The sequence below is a fragment of the Rhizobium sp. BK181 genome, assembly GCF_014193305.1.
Lineage (GTDB): Bacteria > Pseudomonadota > Alphaproteobacteria > Rhizobiales > Rhizobiaceae > Rhizobium.
Map to the genome: position 1 here is coordinate 1 of NZ_JACHZA010000020.1, position 20,860 is coordinate 20,860.

General features: G+C 60.4%; 18 protein-coding genes and 1 pseudogene. 15 read left to right on the forward strand and 4 right to left on the reverse strand.

The window, feature by feature from the left end:
• Positions 1 to 203 precede the first annotated feature (203 nt).
• On the reverse strand, positions 204 to 1,124 hold the full coding sequence (locus FHT77_RS26790) for a LysR family transcriptional regulator (RefSeq protein WP_183758059.1): 921 nt from the start codon (positions 1,122 to 1,124) through the stop codon (positions 204 to 206).
• Positions 1,125 to 1,428: 304 nt separating this feature from the next.
• Between FHT77_RS26790 and FHT77_RS26795 the strand changes: the two genes are divergently transcribed.
• The 8 genes from FHT77_RS26795 to FHT77_RS26830 all read left to right on the forward strand — a co-directional run bounded on the left by FHT77_RS26795 (position 1,429) and on the right by FHT77_RS26830 (position 9,521).
• A complete protein-coding gene (locus FHT77_RS26795; RefSeq protein ID WP_183758061.1) occupies positions 1,429 to 2,634 on the forward strand; it encodes an ABC transporter substrate-binding protein in 1,206 nt (401 codons plus the stop codon).
• Between the two features lie 4 nt (positions 2,635 to 2,638).
• Positions 2,639 to 3,421, forward strand: coding sequence for an ABC transporter ATP-binding protein (locus tag FHT77_RS26800; protein WP_183758063.1), 783 nt, complete (start codon positions 2,639 to 2,641; stop codon positions 3,419 to 3,421).
• Positions 3,421 to 4,122, forward strand: a complete 702-nt coding sequence (locus FHT77_RS26805) for an ABC transporter ATP-binding protein (RefSeq protein WP_183758065.1) — start codon at positions 3,421 to 3,423, stop codon at positions 4,120 to 4,122. The genes FHT77_RS26800 and FHT77_RS26805 overlap by 1 nt, the downstream gene beginning before the upstream one ends.
• Before the next feature lie 4 nt (positions 4,123 to 4,126).
• On the forward strand, positions 4,127 to 5,014 hold the full coding sequence (locus FHT77_RS26810) for a branched-chain amino acid ABC transporter permease (RefSeq protein WP_016557637.1): 888 nt from the start codon (positions 4,127 to 4,129) through the stop codon (positions 5,012 to 5,014).
• A gap of 2 nt (positions 5,015 to 5,016) precedes the next feature.
• Positions 5,017 to 6,006: a branched-chain amino acid ABC transporter permease gene (locus tag FHT77_RS26815; RefSeq protein ID WP_183758067.1), complete on the forward strand. Its 990-nt coding sequence runs from the start codon at positions 5,017 to 5,019 to the stop codon at positions 6,004 to 6,006.
• Between the two features lie 19 nt (positions 6,007 to 6,025).
• Positions 6,026 to 7,621, forward strand: a complete 1,596-nt coding sequence (locus FHT77_RS26820) for a GMC family oxidoreductase (protein ID WP_183758069.1) — start codon at positions 6,026 to 6,028, stop codon at positions 7,619 to 7,621.
• A 9-nt stretch (positions 7,622 to 7,630) separates the two neighbouring features.
• Complete coding sequence (mmsB, locus tag FHT77_RS26825; RefSeq protein WP_183758071.1) at positions 7,631 to 8,515, forward strand: 3-hydroxyisobutyrate dehydrogenase; 885 nt, start codon at positions 7,631 to 7,633, stop codon at positions 8,513 to 8,515.
• Positions 8,516 to 8,603: 88 nt separating this feature from the next.
• Positions 8,604 to 9,521: a DMT family transporter gene (locus FHT77_RS26830; RefSeq protein ID WP_183758073.1), complete on the forward strand. Its 918-nt coding sequence runs from the start codon at positions 8,604 to 8,606 to the stop codon at positions 9,519 to 9,521.
• A gap of 20 nt (positions 9,522 to 9,541) precedes the next feature.
• On the opposite strand, the gene hppD is transcribed toward FHT77_RS26830, so the two are convergent.
• Positions 9,542 to 10,651 carry a 4-hydroxyphenylpyruvate dioxygenase gene (gene hppD / locus FHT77_RS26835; RefSeq protein WP_183758075.1) on the reverse strand — a complete coding sequence of 370 codons (1,110 nt, stop codon included), beginning with the start codon at positions 10,649 to 10,651 and terminating at the stop codon, positions 9,542 to 9,544.
• A gap of 127 nt (positions 10,652 to 10,778) precedes the next feature.
• Here hppD and FHT77_RS26840 point away from each other — a divergent pair, with 127 nt between their 5' ends.
• Positions 10,779 to 11,252, forward strand: a complete 474-nt coding sequence (locus FHT77_RS26840) for an Lrp/AsnC family transcriptional regulator (protein WP_183758077.1) — start codon at positions 10,779 to 10,781, stop codon at positions 11,250 to 11,252.
• A gap of 6 nt (positions 11,253 to 11,258) precedes the next feature.
• Here FHT77_RS26840 and FHT77_RS26845 read toward each other — a convergent pair whose 3' ends face one another.
• Positions 11,259 to 11,711 carry a MarR family winged helix-turn-helix transcriptional regulator gene (locus tag FHT77_RS26845; RefSeq protein ID WP_183758079.1) on the reverse strand — a complete coding sequence of 151 codons (453 nt, stop codon included), beginning with the start codon at positions 11,709 to 11,711 and terminating at the stop codon, positions 11,259 to 11,261.
• 68 nt (positions 11,712 to 11,779) lie between these two features.
• Between FHT77_RS26845 and hmgA the strand changes: the two genes are divergently transcribed.
• The 4 genes from hmgA to FHT77_RS26865 all read left to right on the forward strand — a co-directional run bounded on the left by hmgA (position 11,780) and on the right by FHT77_RS26865 (position 17,029).
• The gene (hmgA, locus tag FHT77_RS26850) at positions 11,780 to 13,141 is read left to right on the forward strand and encodes a homogentisate 1,2-dioxygenase (protein ID WP_183758081.1); all 1,362 of its coding nucleotides are present in this window, start codon (positions 11,780 to 11,782) and stop codon (positions 13,139 to 13,141) included.
• Positions 13,142 to 13,157: 16 nt separating this feature from the next.
• Positions 13,158 to 14,183 carry a fumarylacetoacetate hydrolase family protein gene (locus FHT77_RS26855; protein ID WP_183758083.1) on the forward strand — a complete coding sequence of 342 codons (1,026 nt, stop codon included), beginning with the start codon at positions 13,158 to 13,160 and terminating at the stop codon, positions 14,181 to 14,183.
• Positions 14,180 to 14,839: a maleylacetoacetate isomerase gene (maiA, locus tag FHT77_RS26860; protein WP_183758084.1), complete on the forward strand. Its 660-nt coding sequence runs from the start codon at positions 14,180 to 14,182 to the stop codon at positions 14,837 to 14,839. Before FHT77_RS26855 ends, maiA begins: the two co-directional genes overlap by 4 nt.
• Positions 14,840 to 15,013: 174 nt before the next feature.
• A complete protein-coding gene (locus tag FHT77_RS26865; protein WP_183758086.1) occupies positions 15,014 to 17,029 on the forward strand; it encodes a beta-N-acetylhexosaminidase in 2,016 nt (671 codons plus the stop codon).
• Here the strand turns inward: FHT77_RS26865 and FHT77_RS26870 are convergent.
• Positions 17,020 to 18,229 (reverse strand): annotated as a pseudogene (locus FHT77_RS26870) (ROK family protein). The gene FHT77_RS26865 and the pseudogene FHT77_RS26870 overlap by 10 nt on opposite strands.
• Before the next feature lie 234 nt (positions 18,230 to 18,463).
• On the opposite strand from FHT77_RS26870, the gene FHT77_RS26875 reads away from it, so the two are divergent.
• Positions 18,464 to 19,639, forward strand: coding sequence for a Gfo/Idh/MocA family protein (locus FHT77_RS26875; RefSeq protein ID WP_183758088.1), 1,176 nt, complete (start codon positions 18,464 to 18,466; stop codon positions 19,637 to 19,639).
• Positions 19,640 to 19,641: 2 nt separating this feature from the next.
• The gene (locus FHT77_RS26880; RefSeq protein WP_183758090.1) at positions 19,642 to 20,814 is read left to right on the forward strand and encodes a dihydrodipicolinate synthase family protein; all 1,173 of its coding nucleotides are present in this window, start codon (positions 19,642 to 19,644) and stop codon (positions 20,812 to 20,814) included.
• The last annotated feature ends 46 nt before the right edge of the window (positions 20,815 to 20,860 follow it).

Genomic DNA, 20,860 nt, shown 5'->3' on the forward strand with positions numbered 1-20,860 from the left:
TGCGCATAGGCGTGTGCAGTCTCCTGCACCATGCGCTCCTCGTCCGTCAGCTGCTCCACCAGCCGGAACGGATCGGCCCAGTCGAAGATCTCGCGGGTATGCTGCATGGTCGTTCCTCCTCGTTCGCCTGCCGGCGCGACTATCCTTCGGGCATAGACCCGCAGTCTGGAAGGGTCAACTCGCCGGACGATTTCAACGTCGATCTAACGCTTGGCCCAAGGCGGAATGAACCTGACATCGTCGCCAGCCACCGCCTCGCGCAGGAAGTCGATCACCGCCCGAACCCTCGGCGACTGGCGAAGATCACGATGGCATGTGATCCAGTAGTGCCGCCTGAGATCGACCTCGTCGGGAAGCACCCGTTCGAGTTCGGGATAGCGGCTGGCGAAGAAATAGGGAAGCACACACAGTCCAAGCCCGTTTCTGGTCGCCGTCAGCTGCGCAAAGATGCTGGAACTCTGGAACTGCGGCTTGATGCGCGGATGCACGTCGCCAAGATAGTCGAGGCCGGGCGCAAAGATCATCTCCTCGATGTAGCTGATGAAGGGATGCTCCAGCAGATCGTCGCGGCAGGTAATCGGCGCGCTCCTTTGCAGATAGTCCCGCGAGCCGTAGAGCTGAAGATGGTAGTCGGTGAGCTTGTCGGAGAAATAAGGTCCGCCCTTCGGCTCATCGAGCACGACGGTGATGTCGGCCTCCTTGCGCGACAGCGACATGATCTGCTGGATCGTCACCAGCTCGAGCGACAGGTTCGGATGGCGCGCGACGAACTTCGGCAGCACGCGCGCAAAGAAGAAGTTCGAGAAACCCTCCGGTGCGCTGAGCCGCACCACACCGCGCTGCGTCATTGCGCCGTCGATCAGGTCGGCGCGCAGCCGTTCGGTCTCCTGCTCCATCTTCTCGGCGGTCTCGACGAAGCGCGCACCCATCGCCGTCATCACGTAGCCTCGCGGGTTGCGCTCGAAGAGCTTGACCTTGAGCGCGAATTCCAGCCGATCGATGCGGCGTGAGACGGTCGCGTGACTGGTGCGCAATTGCCGCGCGGCAGTCGACAGCTGGCCGGTTCGGGCCACCGCCAGAAAGAACTGCAGGTCATCCCAGGTGAATTGCGGTGAATTGTTCATGCTGCCCCCGTCGGCCGTGGCATTGGCCGCTGATATTGGTCTTTCGTCTAATGCGCCGCAGCCCGCGCCGCCCTAAGTTCCAACAAAAGCGCCCTAACGATCTGCATTCATTGGGTCGGTGGCGCGGTAAAGCAATAGTTCTGTTCAAAAATGAACAGATACTGTTTGGAATTGGTTGTAAAGCGGCCTTGCCTGATCGGTGCAATTCCATGATCGTAAGGCACGCGCCGGCGGCTTTTGAGGAGAGCGGCTGGCCAAATCTGAACAGAACGGCATTCTGGTCAATCTCTGGGAGGAGAGAAATATGCGAAAGAGTCTCATTGCGTGCCTGGCATTTCTGCTTGCAAGCAGTACCGCGGTACTCGCCGATGGTGCATCCGACGGCAAGGTAAAGATCGGGATCCTGAACGACCAGTCCGGCGTCTACGCCGACTTCGGCGGCAAGTCCTCCGTTGAAGCAGCCAAAATGGCGGTCGAGGATTTCGGCGGTAAAGTGCTCGGCGTGCCCGTCGAGATCGTTGATGCCGACCACCAGAACAAGCCCGATATCGCGTCCAACATTGCCCGCCAGTGGTACGACACCGAGCAGGTCGACGCGATCATGGAATTGACCACGTCGTCGGTCGCGCTCGCAGTTCAGGCGATTGCGAAGGAGAAGAAGAAGATCGACATCGTCACCGGCGCGGCCACGACCGATCTGACCGGCAAGGCTTGCTCGCCCTACGGTTTCCACTGGGCCTATGACACACACGCTCTTGCCGTCGGCACCGGTGGCGCGCTCGTCAAGCAGGGCGGCGACAGCTGGTTCTTCCTCACCGCCGACTACGCTTTCGGCTATTCGCTGGAACAGCAGACGAGTGACTTCGTCAAGGCAAACGGCGGCAAGGTGGTCGGCTCCGTCCGCCATCCGCTGTCGAACCAGGATTTCTCCTCGTTCCTGCTGCAAGCTCAGTCCTCGGGCGCCAAGGTCATCGGCCTTGCCAATGCCGGTCTCGATACCTCCAACGCGATCAAACAGGCCGCCGAGTTCGGCATCACCCAGGGTGGGCAGCACCTGGCCGCTCTGCTCTTCACCTTGGCTGAAGTTCACGGCCTCGGCCTGGACGCGGCGCAGGGCCTGACCCTGACGGAGGGCTACTACTGGAACCTCGATGACAAGAGCCGCGAATTCGGCAAGAAGTTTTTTGCCCGCACCGGCAAGATGCCGAACATGATCCACGCGGGCACCTATTCCGCCGTCCTCCAGTATCTCAAGGCCATCGACAAGGCGGGCACCGATGACACCGACGCCGTTGCCAAGCAACTGCACGAGTTGCCGGTTGACGATGTCTTTGGTCGCGGCGGCACTGTCGGCCCGAACGGTCGCATGATCCACGATATGTACCTGCTGCAGGTCAAGAAGCCGGCCGACAGCAAGGAGCCATGGGACTACTTCAACGTTCTCGCAACAATTCCTGGCAAGGAAGCCTATATCGATCCCGCCAAAAGCGGTTGCACCGTGACGAATTGAACCCATGGCGGTTTCCGCACATCAATCGAGCGCAACACCGCGGGTGGTTCTTTCCGCCCGCGGCCTGCGCCGCGACTTCGGCGGCTTTAGTGCCGTCAAGAATGTCGATCTCGATGTCCACGACGCGAGCGTCCATGCGCTGATCGGCCCCAATGGCGCTGGCAAGACGACCGTCTTCAACCTGCTGACGAAGTTCCTGCAGCCGACATCAGGCACCATCACACTGATGGGCACGGACATCACCAAAACGGCACCGGACAAGGTGGCGCGTATGGGACTGGTGCGATCGTTCCAGATCTCCGCGGTCTTCCCGCATCTGAGCGTGCTCGACAATGTGCGCGTGGCGCTGCAACGGCCCAACAACCTGTCGACACAGTTCTGGCGCCCGCTGTCTGCGCTCGACGCGTTGAACGACCGCGCCGAACAGTTGCTGGCGAGGGTCGGCCTCTCCAAGGAGCGCGACGCGATCGCGGCGGATCTTTCCTATGGCCGCAAACGCGTCCTTGAGATCGCGACGACGCTTGCACTTGATCCGAGGGTGCTTTTGCTCGACGAGCCGATGGCGGGCATGGGCCACGAGGATGTCGGCGTGGTATCGGCACTCATCCGCGATGTGGCGCGCGACCGCGCCGTCCTCATGGTCGAACACAATCTGTCTGTCGTCGCCAACATCTGCCAGCACGTGACAGTGCTGCAAAGAGGAGAAATTCTCGCCGAGGGCGACTATGCAACGGTCAGTTCCGATGCGCGGGTGCGCCAGGCCTATATGGGCACGGAGGAGGGCTAATGGCGGCACTGCTGGAGGCTGAGGGGCTCAATGCCTGGTACGGCGAAAGCCACATCCTGCACGGCGTCGACATGCGGGTCGGCGAGGGTGAGACGGTGACCATCCTTGGGCGCAACGGCGTCGGAAAGACGACGACGCTGCGCACCATCACCGGCATCGTACGCGCCCGCAGGGGCAAGCTGACCTTCGCCGGCGTAGACATGATGCAAGTGCCCCTACACAAAACGGCGCATCGGGGCCTCGGCTTCGTGCCGGAGGAAAGGGGCATATTCTCGACGTTGACAGTGTCCGAAAATCTGCTGCTGCCGCCCGTGGTGGCCTCGGGTGGCATGGCGGTCGACGAGATCTACGAGCTGTTCCCGAACCTCTACGAGCGGCGCAACAGTCCGGGCACGAAACTGTCGGGCGGCGAGCAGCAGATGCTTTCGATCGCGCGCATCCTGCGCACCGGCGTTCGCATGCTGTTGCTCGACGAGCCGACCGAGGGCCTGGCGCCGGTTATCGTCCAGCGCATCGGCGAGGTGCTGAAGCAATTGAAGGAGCGCGGCATGACCATCCTGCTCGTCGAACAGAATTTCCGCTTCGCTAGCAAGATCGCCGATCGCTTCTATCTTATGGACCACGGACAGATGGTGTCGGAATTCCCGGTGGGTGAGCTGCCGGAGCGAATGGATACACTGCATAAGGTTCTGGGAGTGTGATCTGATGACGATGATCTTCGGCATTCCCCTGCAGGCGTTCATGGGTCAGTTGCTGATCGGGCTGATCAACGGTTCTTTCTATGCCCTTTTGAGCCTCGGTCTTGCCATCATCTTCGGCCTGCTGCGTGTCATCAACTTCGCACACGGCGCGCAATATATGCTCGGCGCCTTTGCCGCCTATCTTCTGCTTGCTTATGGCGGCATCGGCTATTGGCCGTCGCTGATCCTGGCACCGGTCATCGTTGGACTGGCGGGTGCGGTGATCGAGCGCTTGTTCCTTCGACGGCTCTATGACCTCGATCCGCTCTATGGCTTGCTTTTCACCTTCGGCCTTGCCCTGGCTGTCGAGGGGACATTCCGTTACCTCTATGGCTCATCGGGACAGCCTTACGCGCAGCCCCCCGTTTTGGCCGGCGCAGTCAACCTCGGCTTCATGTTCCTGCCGATCTATCGCGGCTGGGTCGTCGTCGTGTCGCTGGTAGTGTGCCTTGGCACCTGGCTTTTGATCGAGAAAACGAAGCTCGGCGCTTATCTCAGAGCCGCCACCGAGAATGCGACGCTCGTTCAGGCATTCGGTGTCAACGTGCCGGTTCTGCTGACATTGACCTACGCTCTTGGGGCGGGGCTTGCCGCCTTTGCCGGGGTCTTGGCCGCACCCATCTATCAGGTGTCGCCGCTGATGGGATCCAGCATGATCATCGTCGTTTTCGCCGTCGTCGTGGTCGGTGGGATGGGCTCGATCATGGGTGCGATCATTACGGGCTATGTACTCGGCATTGCCGAAGGCCTGACCAAGGTCTTCTATCCGGAGGCGTCCAACATCGTGATCTTCGTCATCATGGCAATCGTTCTTCTCATCAGGCCCGCGGGCCTCTTCGGCCGGGATGCATGACGATGACAGAGATCACCGAAACCATCAGGACGGAAAAGAGCCGGACCGCCCTTTCGGTGCAGACGGCCTTCCTGATCATCGGGCTGCTGCTCCTCTTGTTGGCACCGTTCTTCTTCTATCCGATCTTCCTGATGAAGCTCCTGTGCTTCGCTCTGTTTGCCTGCGCCTTCAACCTCCTGCTCGGCTACACCGGGCTCCTGTCGTTCGGCCACGCGACCTTCTTCGGCGGCGCGGCCTATTTTACGGCTCATGCCGTGAAGGAGTGGGGATTTTCGCCTGAGCTCGGCATTCTCGTCGGCGTCGCGGGTGCCGCGGTCCTCGGTCTCGTCATGGGGTTCTTCGCAATCCGTCGACAAGGCATCTATTTCGCGATGATTACGCTCGCCCTGTCGCAGATGTTCTTCTTCTTCTGCCTGCAGTCGGAGTTCACCCATGGCGAGGACGGAATCCAGTCCGTCCCACGCGGCCAGCTGTTCGGTCTCCTCGATCTCAACAGCTCCACCAACATGTATTACTTCGTGCTGGCCGTCTTCGTCGTCGGTATCCTCATCATCTGGCGCTTCATCAACTCGCCGTTCGGAATGATCCTGAAATCGATCCGCGAGAACGAGCAGCGGGCAATATCGCTCGGATATTCCGTCGCCCGCTACAAGCTTGGCGCCTTCGTGATGTCGGCGGCGCTTGCAGGGCTGGCGGGCGCGGTGAAGTCGCTGGTCTTCCAGTTCGCGACCCTGACCGATGTCGCCTGGCAGATGTCGGGTGAGGTGATCCTGATGACGCTGCTCGGCGGCATCGGCACGCTGATCGGCCCGCTGTTTGGCGCAGGCCTGGTGGTCACGCTGGAAAACTACCTGGCGACATCGGAATTCCCGGTGACGATCATCACGGGTGTCGTGTTCATGATTTGCGTGCTGATCTTCCGCCGCGGCATCATCGGTGAATTCTATGCGTCGCGCCTCGGTCGGAAGCTCGGCTTCGTCTACCGCCGCTAACCTGCGGGGTGGCAATTACATGGATCGCTTCGACTACATCATCATCGGTGCCGGCAGCGCCGGCTGCGTGCTCGCCAACCGGCTGTCCGAGGATCGCAACACACGCGTTCTTTTGCTGGAGGCCGGCGGCAGCGACAATTACCACTGGATCCACATTCCTGTCGGCTATCTCTACTGCATCAACAACCCGCGCACGGACTGGTGTTTCACGACCGCGCCACAAGATGGACTGAATGGACGAGTGCTCAACTATCCGCGTGGCAAGGTGCTCGGTGGCTGCTCCTCGATCAACGGCATGATCTACATGCGCGGCCAGGCACGCGACTATGATCTCTGGCGACAGATGGGATGCGCCGGCTGGAGTTGGGACGATGTGTTGCCGTTTTTCCGCAAATCGGAAGACCACTATCGCGGCGAGAGTGAACTGCACGGTGCGGGCGGGGAGTGGCGCGTCGAGAAAGCCCGCGTCCGCTGGGCCGTGCTCGACGCCTTTCAGGCCGCCGCCAAGGAGGCTGGCATTCCGCAGAGCCCGGATTTCAATACCGGCAACAACGAGGGATCAGGCTATTTCGACGTCAACCAGCGATCCGGCATTCGCTGGAACACCGCCAAAGCCTTTCTGCGTCCGGCGATACGGCGTGGCAACCTGACCGTTTTGACAAAGGCCCAGGTATCAAAGCTGGTGATCGAGGAGGGCGCAGTCAGCGGTGTTGACTATAACTATGGTGGCAGCACCAAACGTGCCTACGCGGCAAGGGAGACGATCCTTGCGGCGGGCGCGATTGGGTCCCCGCACATTCTGGAACTGTCGGGAGTTGGCCGCGGTGAGGTGCTCAAAAATGCGGGCATAGACGTCGTCAAGGAGGTGAGGAGCATTGGCGAAAACCTGCAAGATCACCTGCAACTGCGCCTGGCTTACAAGGTGACCGGCGTTCCAACCCTCAACGAGAAGGCGACGAGGCTGATCGGCAAGGCGGCGATCGGTCTGGAGTACCTTGTCAGGCGCTCTGGCCCGATGGCCATGGCACCAAGCCAGCTCGGCGTCTTCACCCGCTCCGGCCCCGATAAGGAAACACCCGATCTGCAGTATCACGTGCAGCCGGTGTCGCTCGACAAGTTCGGCGATCCGGTCCATCCGTTCCCGGCGATCACTGCAAGCGTCTGCAATCTGAGGCCGGAGAGCCGCGGCTCGGTACACGTGACGAGCCCGGATTTTGCCGCCCAGCCGACAATCAGTCCCAATTATCTCTCGACCGAACGCGATCGCGACATAGCTATCCGTTCGATACGCCTGACACGGAGGATCGTCGCGCAGCCTTCATTCGCGCGGTTCCACCCGGAGGAATTCAAACCTGGCCCGAACTACCACACGGACGCAGAACTGGCGCAGGCCGCCGGCGACATCGGCACGACGATCTTTCATCCCGTCGGAACTTGCCGGATGGGCGCCGATCGCGAAAGCGTCGTCGATCCGCGCCTGAGGTTCAGGGGGCTGGCGAAGTTTCGGATCGCAGACGCCTCGGTGATGCCGACGATTACGTCGGGCAACACGAATTCGCCGACGATCATGATCGCCGAAAAGGCGGCGGCAATGATCCTGGAAGACAACAGATAGGAGAACGGCATGGCAACGATCGCTTTCATCGGCCTTGGCAACATGGGTGGGCCGATGGCCGCCAACCTCGTCAAGGCGGGCCATGAGGTCACCGGCTTCGACCTGGCCGCGCCTGTCCTGCAAGCCGCGGAAGAACACGGCGTGAAGGCGGCAAGCCACATCAGTCAGGCGGTTTCGGGCGCCGAGATCGTTGTGACGATGTTGCCACAGGGTAAGCATGTGCTCAGTGCATGGACGGATATCCTTCGCTCGATCCCCGTCGGTACGCTTATCATCGATAGCTCCACGATCGACGTCGACAGCGCTCGCAAGGCCCATGAGATGGCAGTCAGCGCCGGGTGCCTTTCTCTCGATGCGCCCGTTTCCGGAGGCACAGGTGGTGCGGCAGCGGGCACGCTGACCTTTATGGCCGGAGGTTCTGCCGAGGCTTTCGCAAAGGCAAAGCCGATCCTGGAAGCGATGGGCAAGAAGATCGTCCATTGCGGGGAGGCAGGCGCCGGGCAGGCGGCCAAGATCTGCAACAACATGATCCTCGGCATCTCGATGATCGGTGTCTGCGAGGCCTTCGCGCTCGGTGAAAAACTCGGCCTTTCGCATCAGGCATTGTTCGATGTCGCCTCGACCTCGTCGGGGCAATGCTGGTCGATCAGCACCTATTGCCCGGTCCCGGGCCCCGTCCCGACCTCACCGGCGAACAACGACTATAAGCCGGGTTTTGCCGCGGCGCTGATGCTGAAGGACCTGCGCCTGTCACAAGAGGCGGCGCTATCGACCGGTGCTTCCACACCGCTCGGCGCCGAAGCGTCGCAGCTCTATGCTCTTTTCGAGAAGCAGGGGAATGGCGGACGCGATTTCTCCGCAATCATCGAAATGCTGCGGGGCAAGACGGAATAGCCGCTGCCTCGGCTTGACACTCCGGTCGATATACGCGACGGCCCCACCTGCTGCAGCAAGGCAGCGATGGGTGACGGGAATTCCGACTATGCAGCCACAATCTACCGCGACGGGCCTCAAGAACCTCGTGTTGATGGGCGTCGTCCTGATGCTGCTCGGAGACTTTCTCTTCGCCCTCAACGACGCGATGGGTAAGTGGCTGGTGACGAGCTTTTCGGTCGGGCAGGTGCTGCTCATCCGCTCGCTCGGATGCTTCATCATCCTTGGGCCGCTGATCGCGAGGCAAGGCCCTGCCCAGCTTTTCAGGGTAGAGCAGAAGGGGTTGCAGTTTCTGCGCGTGCTTTTGGCCACGCTCGATGTCGGCCTGTTCTATGCCGCCGTCGCCTATCTGCCGCTCGCCGATGTCATGACTTTCTACATGGCGGGGCCGATCTATGTCGCCGCGCTCTCGCACTTCTTCCTCAACGAGCGGATCGGCTGGCGCCGTTGGCTCGCAGTCTTTGTCGGCTTCTGCGGCGTGGTGATCGCGCTACGTCCATCCTCGGCGATGCTGTCGCTACCCTCGCTTTTCGGCATTGTCGGCAGCCTTTCGTTTTCGATGGCGCTGGTGCTGAACCGATATCTCCGCAATACCAGCGACACCACGCTGGTAACCTGGCAGATGATCGCCGCCCTCATCGTCGGTGCGGTGCTTTCGATCGGCGCCTGGCAGCCCACTTCGCCGGTCGAACTCGGCGGCATGCTGGCCCTCGGTGTCGTTGCCTCCTGCGCCCACCTCCTGATCACGCGTTCGCTAAAGCTCGCCCCGGCGTCGCTGCTGGCACCGTTGCAATATAGTTTGCTGATCTGGGCGATCGCGCTCGGATATCTGTTCTTCGGCGATGTTCCGGATCTCTATGTGATCACGGGAGGCACGATCATCGTTGTCGCCGGTCTGTTCATCTTTCATCGCAAGAACCTGCTCGAAACAGTGCCGCCGGAAGCTGTTGCCCCCGACGGCCACTGATTTGCAGTTTGCGTCGGTCGCTAGGCGGCGGCCGGTTTGATGACGCCGCGGCGAATCTGGTCGGCTTCGATGGATTCGAAGAGCGCCCGGAAGTTGCCCTCGCCGAAACCTTCGTCGCCTTTGCGCTGGATGAATTCGAAGAAGATCGGGCCGATCACGGTCTTCGAGAAGATCTGCAGCAGGATCTTTGTCGTGCCGCCATCGAGTACGCCTTCGCCGTCAATCAGGATGCCGTGCTTGCGCATCCGATGTAGCGGTTCGTCATGGCCTGCAACGCGTTCGACGGACATGTCGTAGTAGGTTTCGGGCGGGCCGGGCATGAAGCGTAGGCCATTCTCGGCAAGGTTGTCGGTGGCCTCGTAGATGGCATTGGTGCCGACAGCGATGTGCTGGATGCCTTCCCCCCTGTACTTCCTCAAATACTCCTCGATCTGGCTGGTCTCGTCCTTCGATTCATTCAACGGAATGCGAATCTTGCCGCAGGGCGAGGTGATCGCACGGCTCATCAGGCCGGTGATGCGGCCGTCGATATTGAAGAAGTGGATCTGCTTGAAATTGAAGAGTTCGCGGTAGAAATCCCACCATTTGTCCATGTTGCCGCGATAGACATTATGGGTCAGGTGGTCGAGATAGAAGAAACCGACACCGTCGGGGCGCGGATCACGTTCTCCGAGCCAATCGAACTCCAGATCATAAGCCGAGCCTTTCTTCCCGTGGCGCTCGACAAAATAGAGAAGCGACCCACCGATACCGACGATCGCCGGCACATCGAGGGTCTTGTCGTTGCCCTCGTAAGGTGTCGCACCCTTGGCAACGGCATGATCGAAGGCATGCCTGGCATCGACGACGCGCCACGCCATCGACGGCGCGCAAGGGCCGTGATCGTCGACGAAGCGCATGGCGTGGCTATCCGGTTCGGCATTGACGATGTAGTTGATGTCGCCCTGGCGCCAGACGGTGATGTCCTTGCTCTTGTGCTTTGCGACCGGCCGATAGCCCATACGGGTGAACAGTTCGGCCAGTTTCTCGGGCTGCGGGTGCGCGAACTCGACGAATTCGAATCCATCCGTTCCGGCGGGATTGTCCGCGGTGATTTTTGACGGCGGTGCGTCGTGTGGATACGGGCCCATTTGCTCCTCCTGCGGCAGTAGCCATTTGATGCAAATTATGGGCTTTCTTTCGTGCAATGTACTTGCATTGTGAGTGCAATTTGCAAAATATGCGCACGAAACATGCACAAGAGCGGCGGATTATACAATGTCTGAGCAGCTGGATGGATTTGACCTCAAAATCCTCGCCGAGCTTCAGAACGACGGACGGTTGACCAATATGGAACTGTCCGAACGCATCGCCCTGTCGGCTTCCCAATGCTCGCGGCGACGAACGCGATTGGAAGCCGAAGGCTTCATTCGCGGCTATCAGGCAAACCTCGATCCGGACAAGCTCGGGCTCAACCTGCTCGTCGTCATTTCGGTCACGCTGGCGACCCACAATCGCGACAACGCCCGGCGGTTCGCGCAATTGGTGAACGGTCTTCCCGAGGTTCTCGAAGCCTATGCGCTGACTGGCGAGATGGACTATCACCTGAAGATCGCGACCCGCGGGCTCTCGGGTCTTTCACGCTTCGTCAACGAGGTGCTGCTGCCGCATGAATCCGTCCAGCATGTGAAAACCTCGATCGTGCTCGACACGTTAAAGAACTTCCAAGGCTATCCCCTCGGCGGAGCGTAGCGTAGCTCACCTGGATCTACGGTGCAGCCCGGCAGAGGTCTCGATTGCCGAAAGCGCAAGTTCGAGGTGCCGGATGGCCTCCTCGCCAAGCGTCATTCGCACCGTCTCCTGATACTTGCGGGCCAGCAGGGTAATCTTTCGATAGTGTTGCTGCCCTTGCGACGTGAGCGCGATCTGCTCGAAACGTCTGTCGGTTTCGCTCGGAATGCGTTTTAGCCAATGCCGCTCCTCGAGTGCGCGGACGGCACGACTGACCTTGGTCTTATGCATGTGCGAATGTGCACCGATTTCCGTCGCCGTCATCACGCCGACACTGCCGAGTGCGGCCAGCGTGCGCCATTCAGGCCGCGTCAGATCGAACTCCAACTTGTATTGGCGCGCAAACGAAAGACTTATCAGTTCCGACGCGCGGTTGAGTCGGTAGGGAATGAAACCGTCGAGCTCGAATTCACCCGCCATGGCCGCTCCTTGATAGTTACAAAATCGACGGTTACGTTTGTAACTATATGAGTGGAGGAGATGCAAGCATGGACACGACCGACGCACCGCGATCCCGTGCACAGGCTGGAACGAGCGAGCTGGACTACATGCCCGGCTTCGGCAACGATTTCGAGACCGAGGCGTTGCCAGGCGCTTTGCCCCAGGGCCAGAACAGCCCGCAGAAATGCAACTACGGTCTTTATGCTGAACAGCTTTCCGGCTCGCCATTTACTGCGCCTCGAGGAACAAATGAGCGCTCCTGGCTCTATCGGATCAGGCCGAGCGTGCGTCACACGCGGCGCTTCGATAATGAACGCTATCCGTTCTGGAAGTCCGCGCCCTGCCTTGATGACCACGCGTTGCCGCTTGGCCAGCTCAGGTGGGATCCTATCCCGATCCCCGCCGGGCACACCGATTTTCTTGCTGGCATCAGGACGATGACGGCAGCCGGCGACATCATGACCCAGGTCGGCATGGCCGCACATGCCTACGCTTTCAAGGACGACATGATCGACGACTATGCGTTCAATGCCGATGGCGAGCTCCTCATCGTTCCGCAGGTCGGGACAATCCAGGTCTTCACGGAGATGGGCATCATGGAGGTCGAGCCAACCGAAATCTGCCTCATCCCCCGTGGAATGATGTTCAAGGTGACCACTCTCGGACAGGGATCGGAGTGGCGGGGCTACATCTGCGAAAACTACGGTGCGAAGTTCACCATGCCGGATCGCGGTCCAATCGGTGCCAACTGCCTGGCGAATGCCCGGGATTTCAAGACGCCCGTCGCCGCCTTCGAGGACAAGGAGGCGGCGTGCCGCGTCCATGTGAAATGGTGCGGCAAGTTCTACGTGACGGAGATCGGACATTCGCCGCTGGACGTCGTTGCCTGGCATGGCAACTACACGCCGTTCAAATATGATCTGAAGACCTTCTCGCCGGTAGGAGCCATTCTCTTCGACCACCCGGACCCCTCGATCTTCACTGTGCTTACGGCGCCAAGCGGCGAAGAGGGAACCGCAAATGTCGATTTTGTGATCTTCCCGCCGCGTTGGATGGTGGCCGAGCATACGTTCCGACCACCCTGGTATCATCGCAACATCATGAGTGAGTTCATGGGCCTGATCCATGGGCAATACGATGCCAAGGAAAAGGGTTTCGTGCCGGGTGGCATGAGCCTGCACAACATGATGCTGCCGCATGGTCCTGACGCCTCTGGATACGAAAAGGCCTCAAACAGCCAACTGAAACCGGTCAAGCTCGATCACACGATGGCCTTTATGTTCGAAACCCGTTTTCCACAGCAATTAACCCGATATGCAGCGGAACTGGAGACCCTCCAGGATGACTACATCGATTGCTGGGAGGGGCTCGAGCGGCGCTTCGACGGAACCCCCGGCATCAAGCCATGAATCACGGACTGATCCCATGAAGCTTGCCACACTCAAGGATGGCTCCCGCGACGGCCGGCTGATCATCGTCACACGTGACCTGAGGCGCTATAGTGACGCGGGCGAGGTCGCCCGCACGATGCAGGCTGCACTTGATGACTGGATGACGGCCGCGCCCCAGCTGGCCCAACTGGCAGAACGGCTGGAGGAGGGCACCGCGCCATCCGAAGCCTTTGATGCGAGGCACGTGCACTCACCGTTGCCGCGCGCCTATCAATGGGCCGACGGATCGGCCTACGTCAATCATGTCGAACTGGTCAGAAAAGCACGCAATGCAGCCATGCCGTCGACATTCTGGACCGACCCGCTGATGTACCAGGGCGGCTCTGACAGTTTTCTCGGCCCTTGCGATCCGATCGTTGCCTGCGATGAAGGCCACGGCATCGACATGGAGGGCGAGGTTGCGGTGATCGTCGACGACGTCCCGATGGGGGCTGCGCCCGATCAGGCACTCAGCGCAATCCGGCTCGTCATGCTCGCCAACGACGTTTCGCTGCGCCACCTCATCCCGGATGAACTCGCCAAGGGATTCGGTTTCTTTCAATCAAAACCCGCATCGGCCTTTTCGCCAGTCGCAGTGACGCCGGATGAACTCGGCGACACCTGGAAGGACGGAAAGGTCCACCTTCCTCTTCTCGTCAGCGTCAACGGGAGACTTTTCGGTCGCGCCAATGCCGGCATTGATATGACGTTCGACTTCGCAAAACTGGTCTCGCATGCCGCCAGGACACGTGCGCTGTCGGCGGGCTCGATCATCGGCTCGGGCACCGTTTCCAACAAGAAGGACGGTGGGCCCGGTATGTCGATTTCCGAAGGTGGTGATGGATATTCCTGCATCGCCGAGATCCGGATGATCGAGACCATCCGCCTTGGTCGGCCGGCCACGCCCTTTCTGAAATTCGGTGATACCGTTCGTATCGAAATGACCGACATGAGCGGCGCATCGATCTTCGGTGCGATCGAGCAAACGGTGCAGCGTCAAACTCTGGAGCAGCAACCATGACAGAGATCGTCCTTTACGACTACTGGCGCTCCTCGGCCTGCTACCGGGTTCGGATCGCACTCGAACTCCTGGGGCTTGCCTACCGGACCGTACCGATCGATCTGCTTGCCTTTGCGCACAAGACCGAAACCTACCTCGACGTCAACCCGCAAGGGCTGGTCCCCAGCCTTAGCATCGACGGGCAAACACTGACCCAATCGCTTTCGATCATCGAATACCTTGCAGAGACCCGACCGGACGCGCGTTTGCTGCCCGATACCCCCGAAAAACGGCAGCGGGTGAGGGCGCTGTCCTACGCTGTCGCAATGGACGTTCATCCTATATGCAATCTGCATGTCGCAGCACATGTCGTGCGTCTCACAGGCGACGAGGATGCGCGAGGCCAATGGATGAAAAAGTTCATCGGGAACGGGCTTCGCGGGCTCGATCGAATGCTCGACGATCCACGGACGGGTCGCTTCTGCGTCGGAGACGAGCCGACCATGGCCGACCTCTGTCTGGTGCCGCAAGTCTACAACGCCCGCCGCTGGGGCCTCGACATTTCAGCTTTCCCGCGTATCGAAAAGATCGCCGAAGCCTGCAGTGCGCTGACGCCCTTCAAGGCCGCTCATCCCGATGTTGCCCGCCAGACCGCTTCGCTTCCTCCCGCTCCGTGAGCGCCCGTCCGGACGTTGTCCTGGGCAACGGCAACTTTCGTGCGAAGCGTAGATGGCAGCGGGTTGACGTTGTCGACGGTTGCCTGATTAAATCAAGGTGATTGACTAAGTGACTATCCGCGTCCTGCATTCGTAGCGAATGTTGGAACCAACCAACACGATCGAGAGATATTCATGTTGACACAGCGCCAGCACGCCCTGCGGCTCGAGGCCACATGGCGGCCTGCGACGGACGAAGCACCACAGGCCTACACGCTCAATCTCAAGAACCTGTCGACCAAGACGATCTCCCATTTCACCCTCTGCATCAGCGGTCCCGGCCGGGTGGATCCGGCCGTCCGGATCGAGGGCGGGACCGTCAGCCGCAGACTGTCGAACTTTACCGAGTTCCTGCCGCCGGAAAATTTCGAGCTGGGCGCGGGCAAGACCTGGTCACTGGCGATCTCCGCACTCAGCTGGCCGTTCCAGCATTGGACGGACGGTGCAACGGGTGCCTATCTTGCCTTTGCCGATGGCAGCACGCTATCGCTTTCGGTCGAACCGACCCGATCACTCGCAAACAATGCTCCCTTGAAGCGCGGCGCGCAAATCTATCCCGTTCCAGCCGATCCACCGGTGCCGGTCGCGATCGTACCTTGGCCCTCAGAGGTGTCCGTATCGGGGAAGCGGCAAGCCCCACCCGGCTTCTCGATCAACGCGAGCAACCCCTTGGCACATGCCGCGGCTGATGCCTTTGTTACCCTCGTCGAGCAGCTGTTTGCTGTCGAGGGAATTGTTCGGCCAGCCTCTGAAGGCGGCATGCCCGTCAATCTTGATGTCGTCGACGGATTTGCCGCGGAGGCCTACGACATATCTTTCGCCGGAGATTCAATACAGGTTTCGGCCAGCACTCGCGCCGGCCTCCTCTATGGCCTGATCACGCTTGGTCAGATCTGGCGAGGTGCACATCTTCATCCCCACGCCTTCCGCTTTCCTGTCGAAGGCAAGATCCGCGACGAGCCGACCATGGGCTGGCGCGGCCTGCATCTCGACGTTGCTCGACAGTTCTATGCGACGTCCGAAATCAAGAAACTGCTCGCCATCCTTGCCTGGAACAAGATCAACCGTTTCCACTGGCACCTTTCGGACGACGAGGCCTGGCGCGTGGAAATCGACGCCTATCCTGCCCTGACCGAAGTCGGCGCCTGGCGCGGACACGGGCTGGCGATCCCGCCGCTCCTAGGATCGGGTGCGGCGCGGACAGGCGGATATTACACGAAGGCGGCGGTCCGAGAGATCGTTGCGCATGCAGGTGGGCTCGGCATTGAAATTGTTCCTGAAATCGATGTGCCTGGACATTGCTATGCCATGCAACAGGCGATCCCGGAGCTTCGCGATCCGCAGGAAGCCGGAAGCTACTATTCCGTCCAGGGCTTTCCGGACAATTGCATCAATCCGGCGCGCGAGCAGACTTATCAGGTACTGGAAACCATCTTCCGCGAACTGATCGAACTCTTTCCCTTCAGGACGATTCATATCGGGGCGGATGAAGTTCCGCTGGGCGCCTGGTCGGGCTCGCCCGAAGCGCTAGCGAAGCTCAAAGAGATCGGTGGAGACATCGTTGCCAATCAGCACGCCAAGCGGCTCAACGTTATCACCAATACCCATGGAGCAGATGATATCGACGGGTCGGGTGCGGCCGTTTTGCAATCCATCTTTCTCGCAAGGATCCAAAAGTTCCTTGCCGAGCAAGGCTGCATCACCGGCGGCTGGGAGGAAGCCGCGCATGGCAATGTCATCGACAAGGACAAAAGCTACCTCTGCGGCTGGCGGAGCGTCGAAGTCTCAGCAGCGCTTGCCGGGCAAGGCTACGAGATGGTTGTCTGCCCCGGACAGGTCTACTACCTCGACATGGCAAACAGCCCGGATTGGGATGAGCCCGGCGCCAGCTGGGCAGGATGGTCGGAGCCCGAGACGCTCTATAATTTCGATCCGGTCGAAGGCTGGAGCGCTGAGCAGAAAAAGAAGCTGCGTGGCATCCAGGCCTGCATCTGGTCGGAACCGATGACCGACCGCGCCGTCTTCGACCGCCTGGTATTCCCACGGGTCTCGGCGCTGGCCGAGAGTGCCTGGACAAGACCCGAGGACAAGTCCTGGGAGCGGTTCAAGGCGCTCGCGGGCCTGATGCCGATCCTCTACGGCTACTCCTGAGGCCTTTGCCTGAGCGGCTTTTGCAAAACGTCGAACTGTGGATTCGTTTCCGAGAAGATCGGCAGTGCCGCGGCACCAAGAAGGGCCGTATCCCTACCGATCGCACCGGTCATGATGCGCGGCAGAACACGTTCCTGGCCGGGATCGACCGGCCGGTGCAAGGGCTGGAGACGGCGCGCGAGTCCTTCTAGCAAACGCGTCGGCATCGAGCCGCCGAGAACGATCGTCTGGGGGTCGAAGGCGAGTTCGAGAACATCGATCGTCTGCCGCATGGCTTCGGCGCAGTTTCTGCCCATGCGTCGATCCGGTCCTGGCTAAGCCCGGCCACGATGTCGGGGGAACGGGTCCAGGCCTGTCCATGGGCTGTGATATTCAGATAATCATAGGCAGCCCCGAGAGACACATAACGATCCAGGCAACCGCGCTTGCCGCAGACGCAAGGCAGACCGTTCGAGACAGCAATCATGTGACCGATCTCGCCAGCGTTGCTGCGGCTGCCCTTGTAGAGCTGGCCGTCGAGGAACAGGCCGGCGCCGATGCCTCCGCCAAGAAAGAGATAGACGAAACTGGTCAGGCCGCGCCCCACGCCGTAAAGCCGCTCCCCGATTGTCGCTGCGGCCGCGTCGTTTTCGACAAGGACCGGCATACCGAGACGGTCCGCAAGCTTGCTCGCCACGGGAAAGTCCTGCCAGTCGGGCAACGTTACCGGACTAAGTAATGTCACACCTCGGTAGCGTAGCGACCGGGCATTGCGATGCCGGCGCCAAGCAGGCGAGCGCTATCGAGCGGGAAGGCCTGCTGGAGTTCCAGCACGATTTCGGCAAGAACAGGCATCGCCTCGGCTGGCGTTGGCCGTTCGACAGCTCTTTCCACTCGCGCCCGAACGCGTCCCGCAAGATCGGTCAGCACGCCCACCGCAAGGTCGCGCTCCAGGTCCAGGCCAATGGAGTAGGCCCCGTCCGGGTTGATCGAATAGAGCCTGACAGGCTGCCCGCGTGGGATCTTTTTGGCAGCGTCCGCCGTGAGGAGCATCGCCACTTCCAGCTCCTCGACGATATTCGACACCGTTTGCGTCGTGAGGGCCGTCAACCGCGCAATTGCCGCCCGCGACAGGGGACCGTTCGTTCGGATCGCTTCAATCACCACACGCCGATTGTGCGATTTGGCCTGCTCGAGGTTGGTTCTTGAAATTGGCTTCATATGCTCGATGCGTCAGTTCAAAAAAGGCATGTCAGTTTTCGCTTACGTTGTTCGACGTGCGATATCCAGCCTCTTGTCCGCGTGGGGATTCCGGTCGGCCTTGTTCCGGGGGCGCTAGATTTTGATATTGCCCGCATTGTTTGAGAAGTGAGCACGCGCCAGGTCCGGGTTGACAGCTCCGATCGCGCATGTCACTTATGTAACTAAATAGTTATTTATTGGGAGGAAGAACAGATGGCGACGATTTCGCTTGGCATCATCATGCATGGTATTACCGGCCGCATGGGCTATAATCAGCACCTGGTGCGATCGATCCTGGCGTTCCGGGAGCAGGGCGGGCTCCTGCTTAGAAATGGCGATCGCCTGATGCCGGACCCGATCCTCGTCGGCCGCAACGCGGACAAGATCGAGGCGGTTGCCCGCAAGCATGGACTGACCCGAACGACCACCGATCTCGATAGCGCGCTTGCCGATCCGAACAACAAGATCTTTTTCGACGCAGGCTCGACCCAGATGCGCGTCGCCTTGCTGAGGAAGGCCATCGAAGCCGGAAAGCACGTCTACTGCGAAAAACCGATCTCGGAGACTTTAGAGGAAGCGCTCTCCGTTGCTTCCCTCGCAGAGGAGCGCGGCGTCAAGAACGGCGTGGTTCAGGACAAGCTCTATCTGCCGGGCCTGCGAAAGATCGCCTTGCTGAAGGACAGCGGTTTCTTTGGCAGGATTCTTTCAGTGCGTGGGGAGTTTGGCTACTGGGTGTTCGAGGGGGACTGGGGAGTGGCCGCGCAACGGCCCTCCTGGAATTACCGCGCTGCCGATGGCGGCGGTATGATCCTCGATATGCTGCCGCATTGGCGTTATGTGCTGGACAACCTCTTCGGCGAGGTCAAGGCCGTCAGCTGCTATGCGTCAACCCACATTCCAAGCCGCGTCGACGAAAATGGCGAAGTCTACCAGGCTGACGCTGATGATGCCGCCTATTCGACCTTCGAACTCGAGGGGGGCATCGTTGCTCATATCAACTCGTCCTGGGCGGTTCGCGTCCGTCGTGATGACCTCGTGACCTTCCAGGTCGACGGCACTCATGGATCGGCGGTTTGCGGCCTAACCAAGTGCTGGACCCAGCATCGCGTCAACACCCCCAAGCCGGTGTGGAACCCGGACCAGCCACAAACGATCGATTTCTACAGGACGTGGGACGAAGTTCCCGAAACACAGGTCTTCGACAACGGCTTCAAGGCGCAGTGGGAGGACTACCTGCGTTACGTCGTCGAGGACGCGCCATGGAAGTTCACCTTGAGGGAAGGGGCCAAGGGCGTTCAACTCGCCGAGCTTGCGCAAAAGAGCTGGAAGGAGCGACGCTGGGTCAATGTGCCCCCGCTCGCTGGCTCCGTCGCTCGCAAGGTTGCCTGAGGATGGCGACGACACTCCACCTTCCTGTTTCTGGCCGCACGCTCCAGCACTACACCATCGCCAACCAACCACTGGCCGCGCCCGAGCGCCCGGCCGGCGGACATGCATTCAATCGCGTCGCTTATGCAGCAGCACACGTGGTCGTCGATCCCCTGGCCGACAACGATCCCTGGCTCGACCGCAATATAGATTGGGAGCGCACGGTGGCGTTTCGCGAACACCTGTGGGACCTCGGCCTTGGCGTTGCAGAAGCCATGGACACAGCCCAACGCGGCATGGGGCTCGACTGGGCGGGAGCCAGGGAGCTGATTGCAGAGGTCCAGTCCGCCGCGCGCAATCGTTCCGATGCATTGATCGCCTACGGCGCAGGCACGGATCATCTCATTCCCGGGCCTGACGTCGGCATCGACGACGTGATTCGGGCCTATGAAGAACAGGTGAACTATATCGAGGGGCAGGGAGGTCGTATCATTCTGATGGCGAGCCGCGCCCTGGCCGCCGCAGCGAAAAGTCCCGAAGACTATGTCCGGGTCTATGACCGGATCCTGCGACAGGTCCGCGAACCGGTGATCATCCATTGGCTCGGTGACATGTTCGACCCCGCTCTTGCGGGTTATTGGGGATCCCGTGACGATATGGCGGCCATGGAGACAGCGCTCGCCATCATCAACGACCACGCGAGCCGGGTAGATGGCGTGAAGATTTCCCTTCTTTCGGCCGAGAAGGAAATCGTCATGCGTCGCCGGCTCGATCCTGCGGTAAAGATGTATACCGGCGATGACTTCAACTATGCAGAACTCATCGCAGGCGACGAGAAGGGATATTCTCACGCGCTGCTTGGAATTTTCGATGCCATTGCCCCTGCGGCCAGCGCCGCCTTGCATAGGCTCGCAGCAGACGACCTCACAGGATTCCACGCCATTCTCGCCCCGACCGTGCCGTTGTCTCGGCACATCTTCAAGGCGCCGACGCGGTTCTACAAGACCGGCGTTGTCTTCCTTGCCTACCTCAACGGCTTCCAGAGCCATTTCCAGATGCTCGGCGGTCAGCAGAGCACTCGCTCGATGGTTCATCTTGCCGAGTTGTTCCGGCTTGCCGACCAGGCCCGGGTGCTTCGGGACCCGGATCTGGCAACTGAACGAATGAAGACAATCCTCGCAACAGCTGGAATCTGAAAAACCAAGAGCACGTCACGCAATGACGTGGGAAGGGAGAAACGCG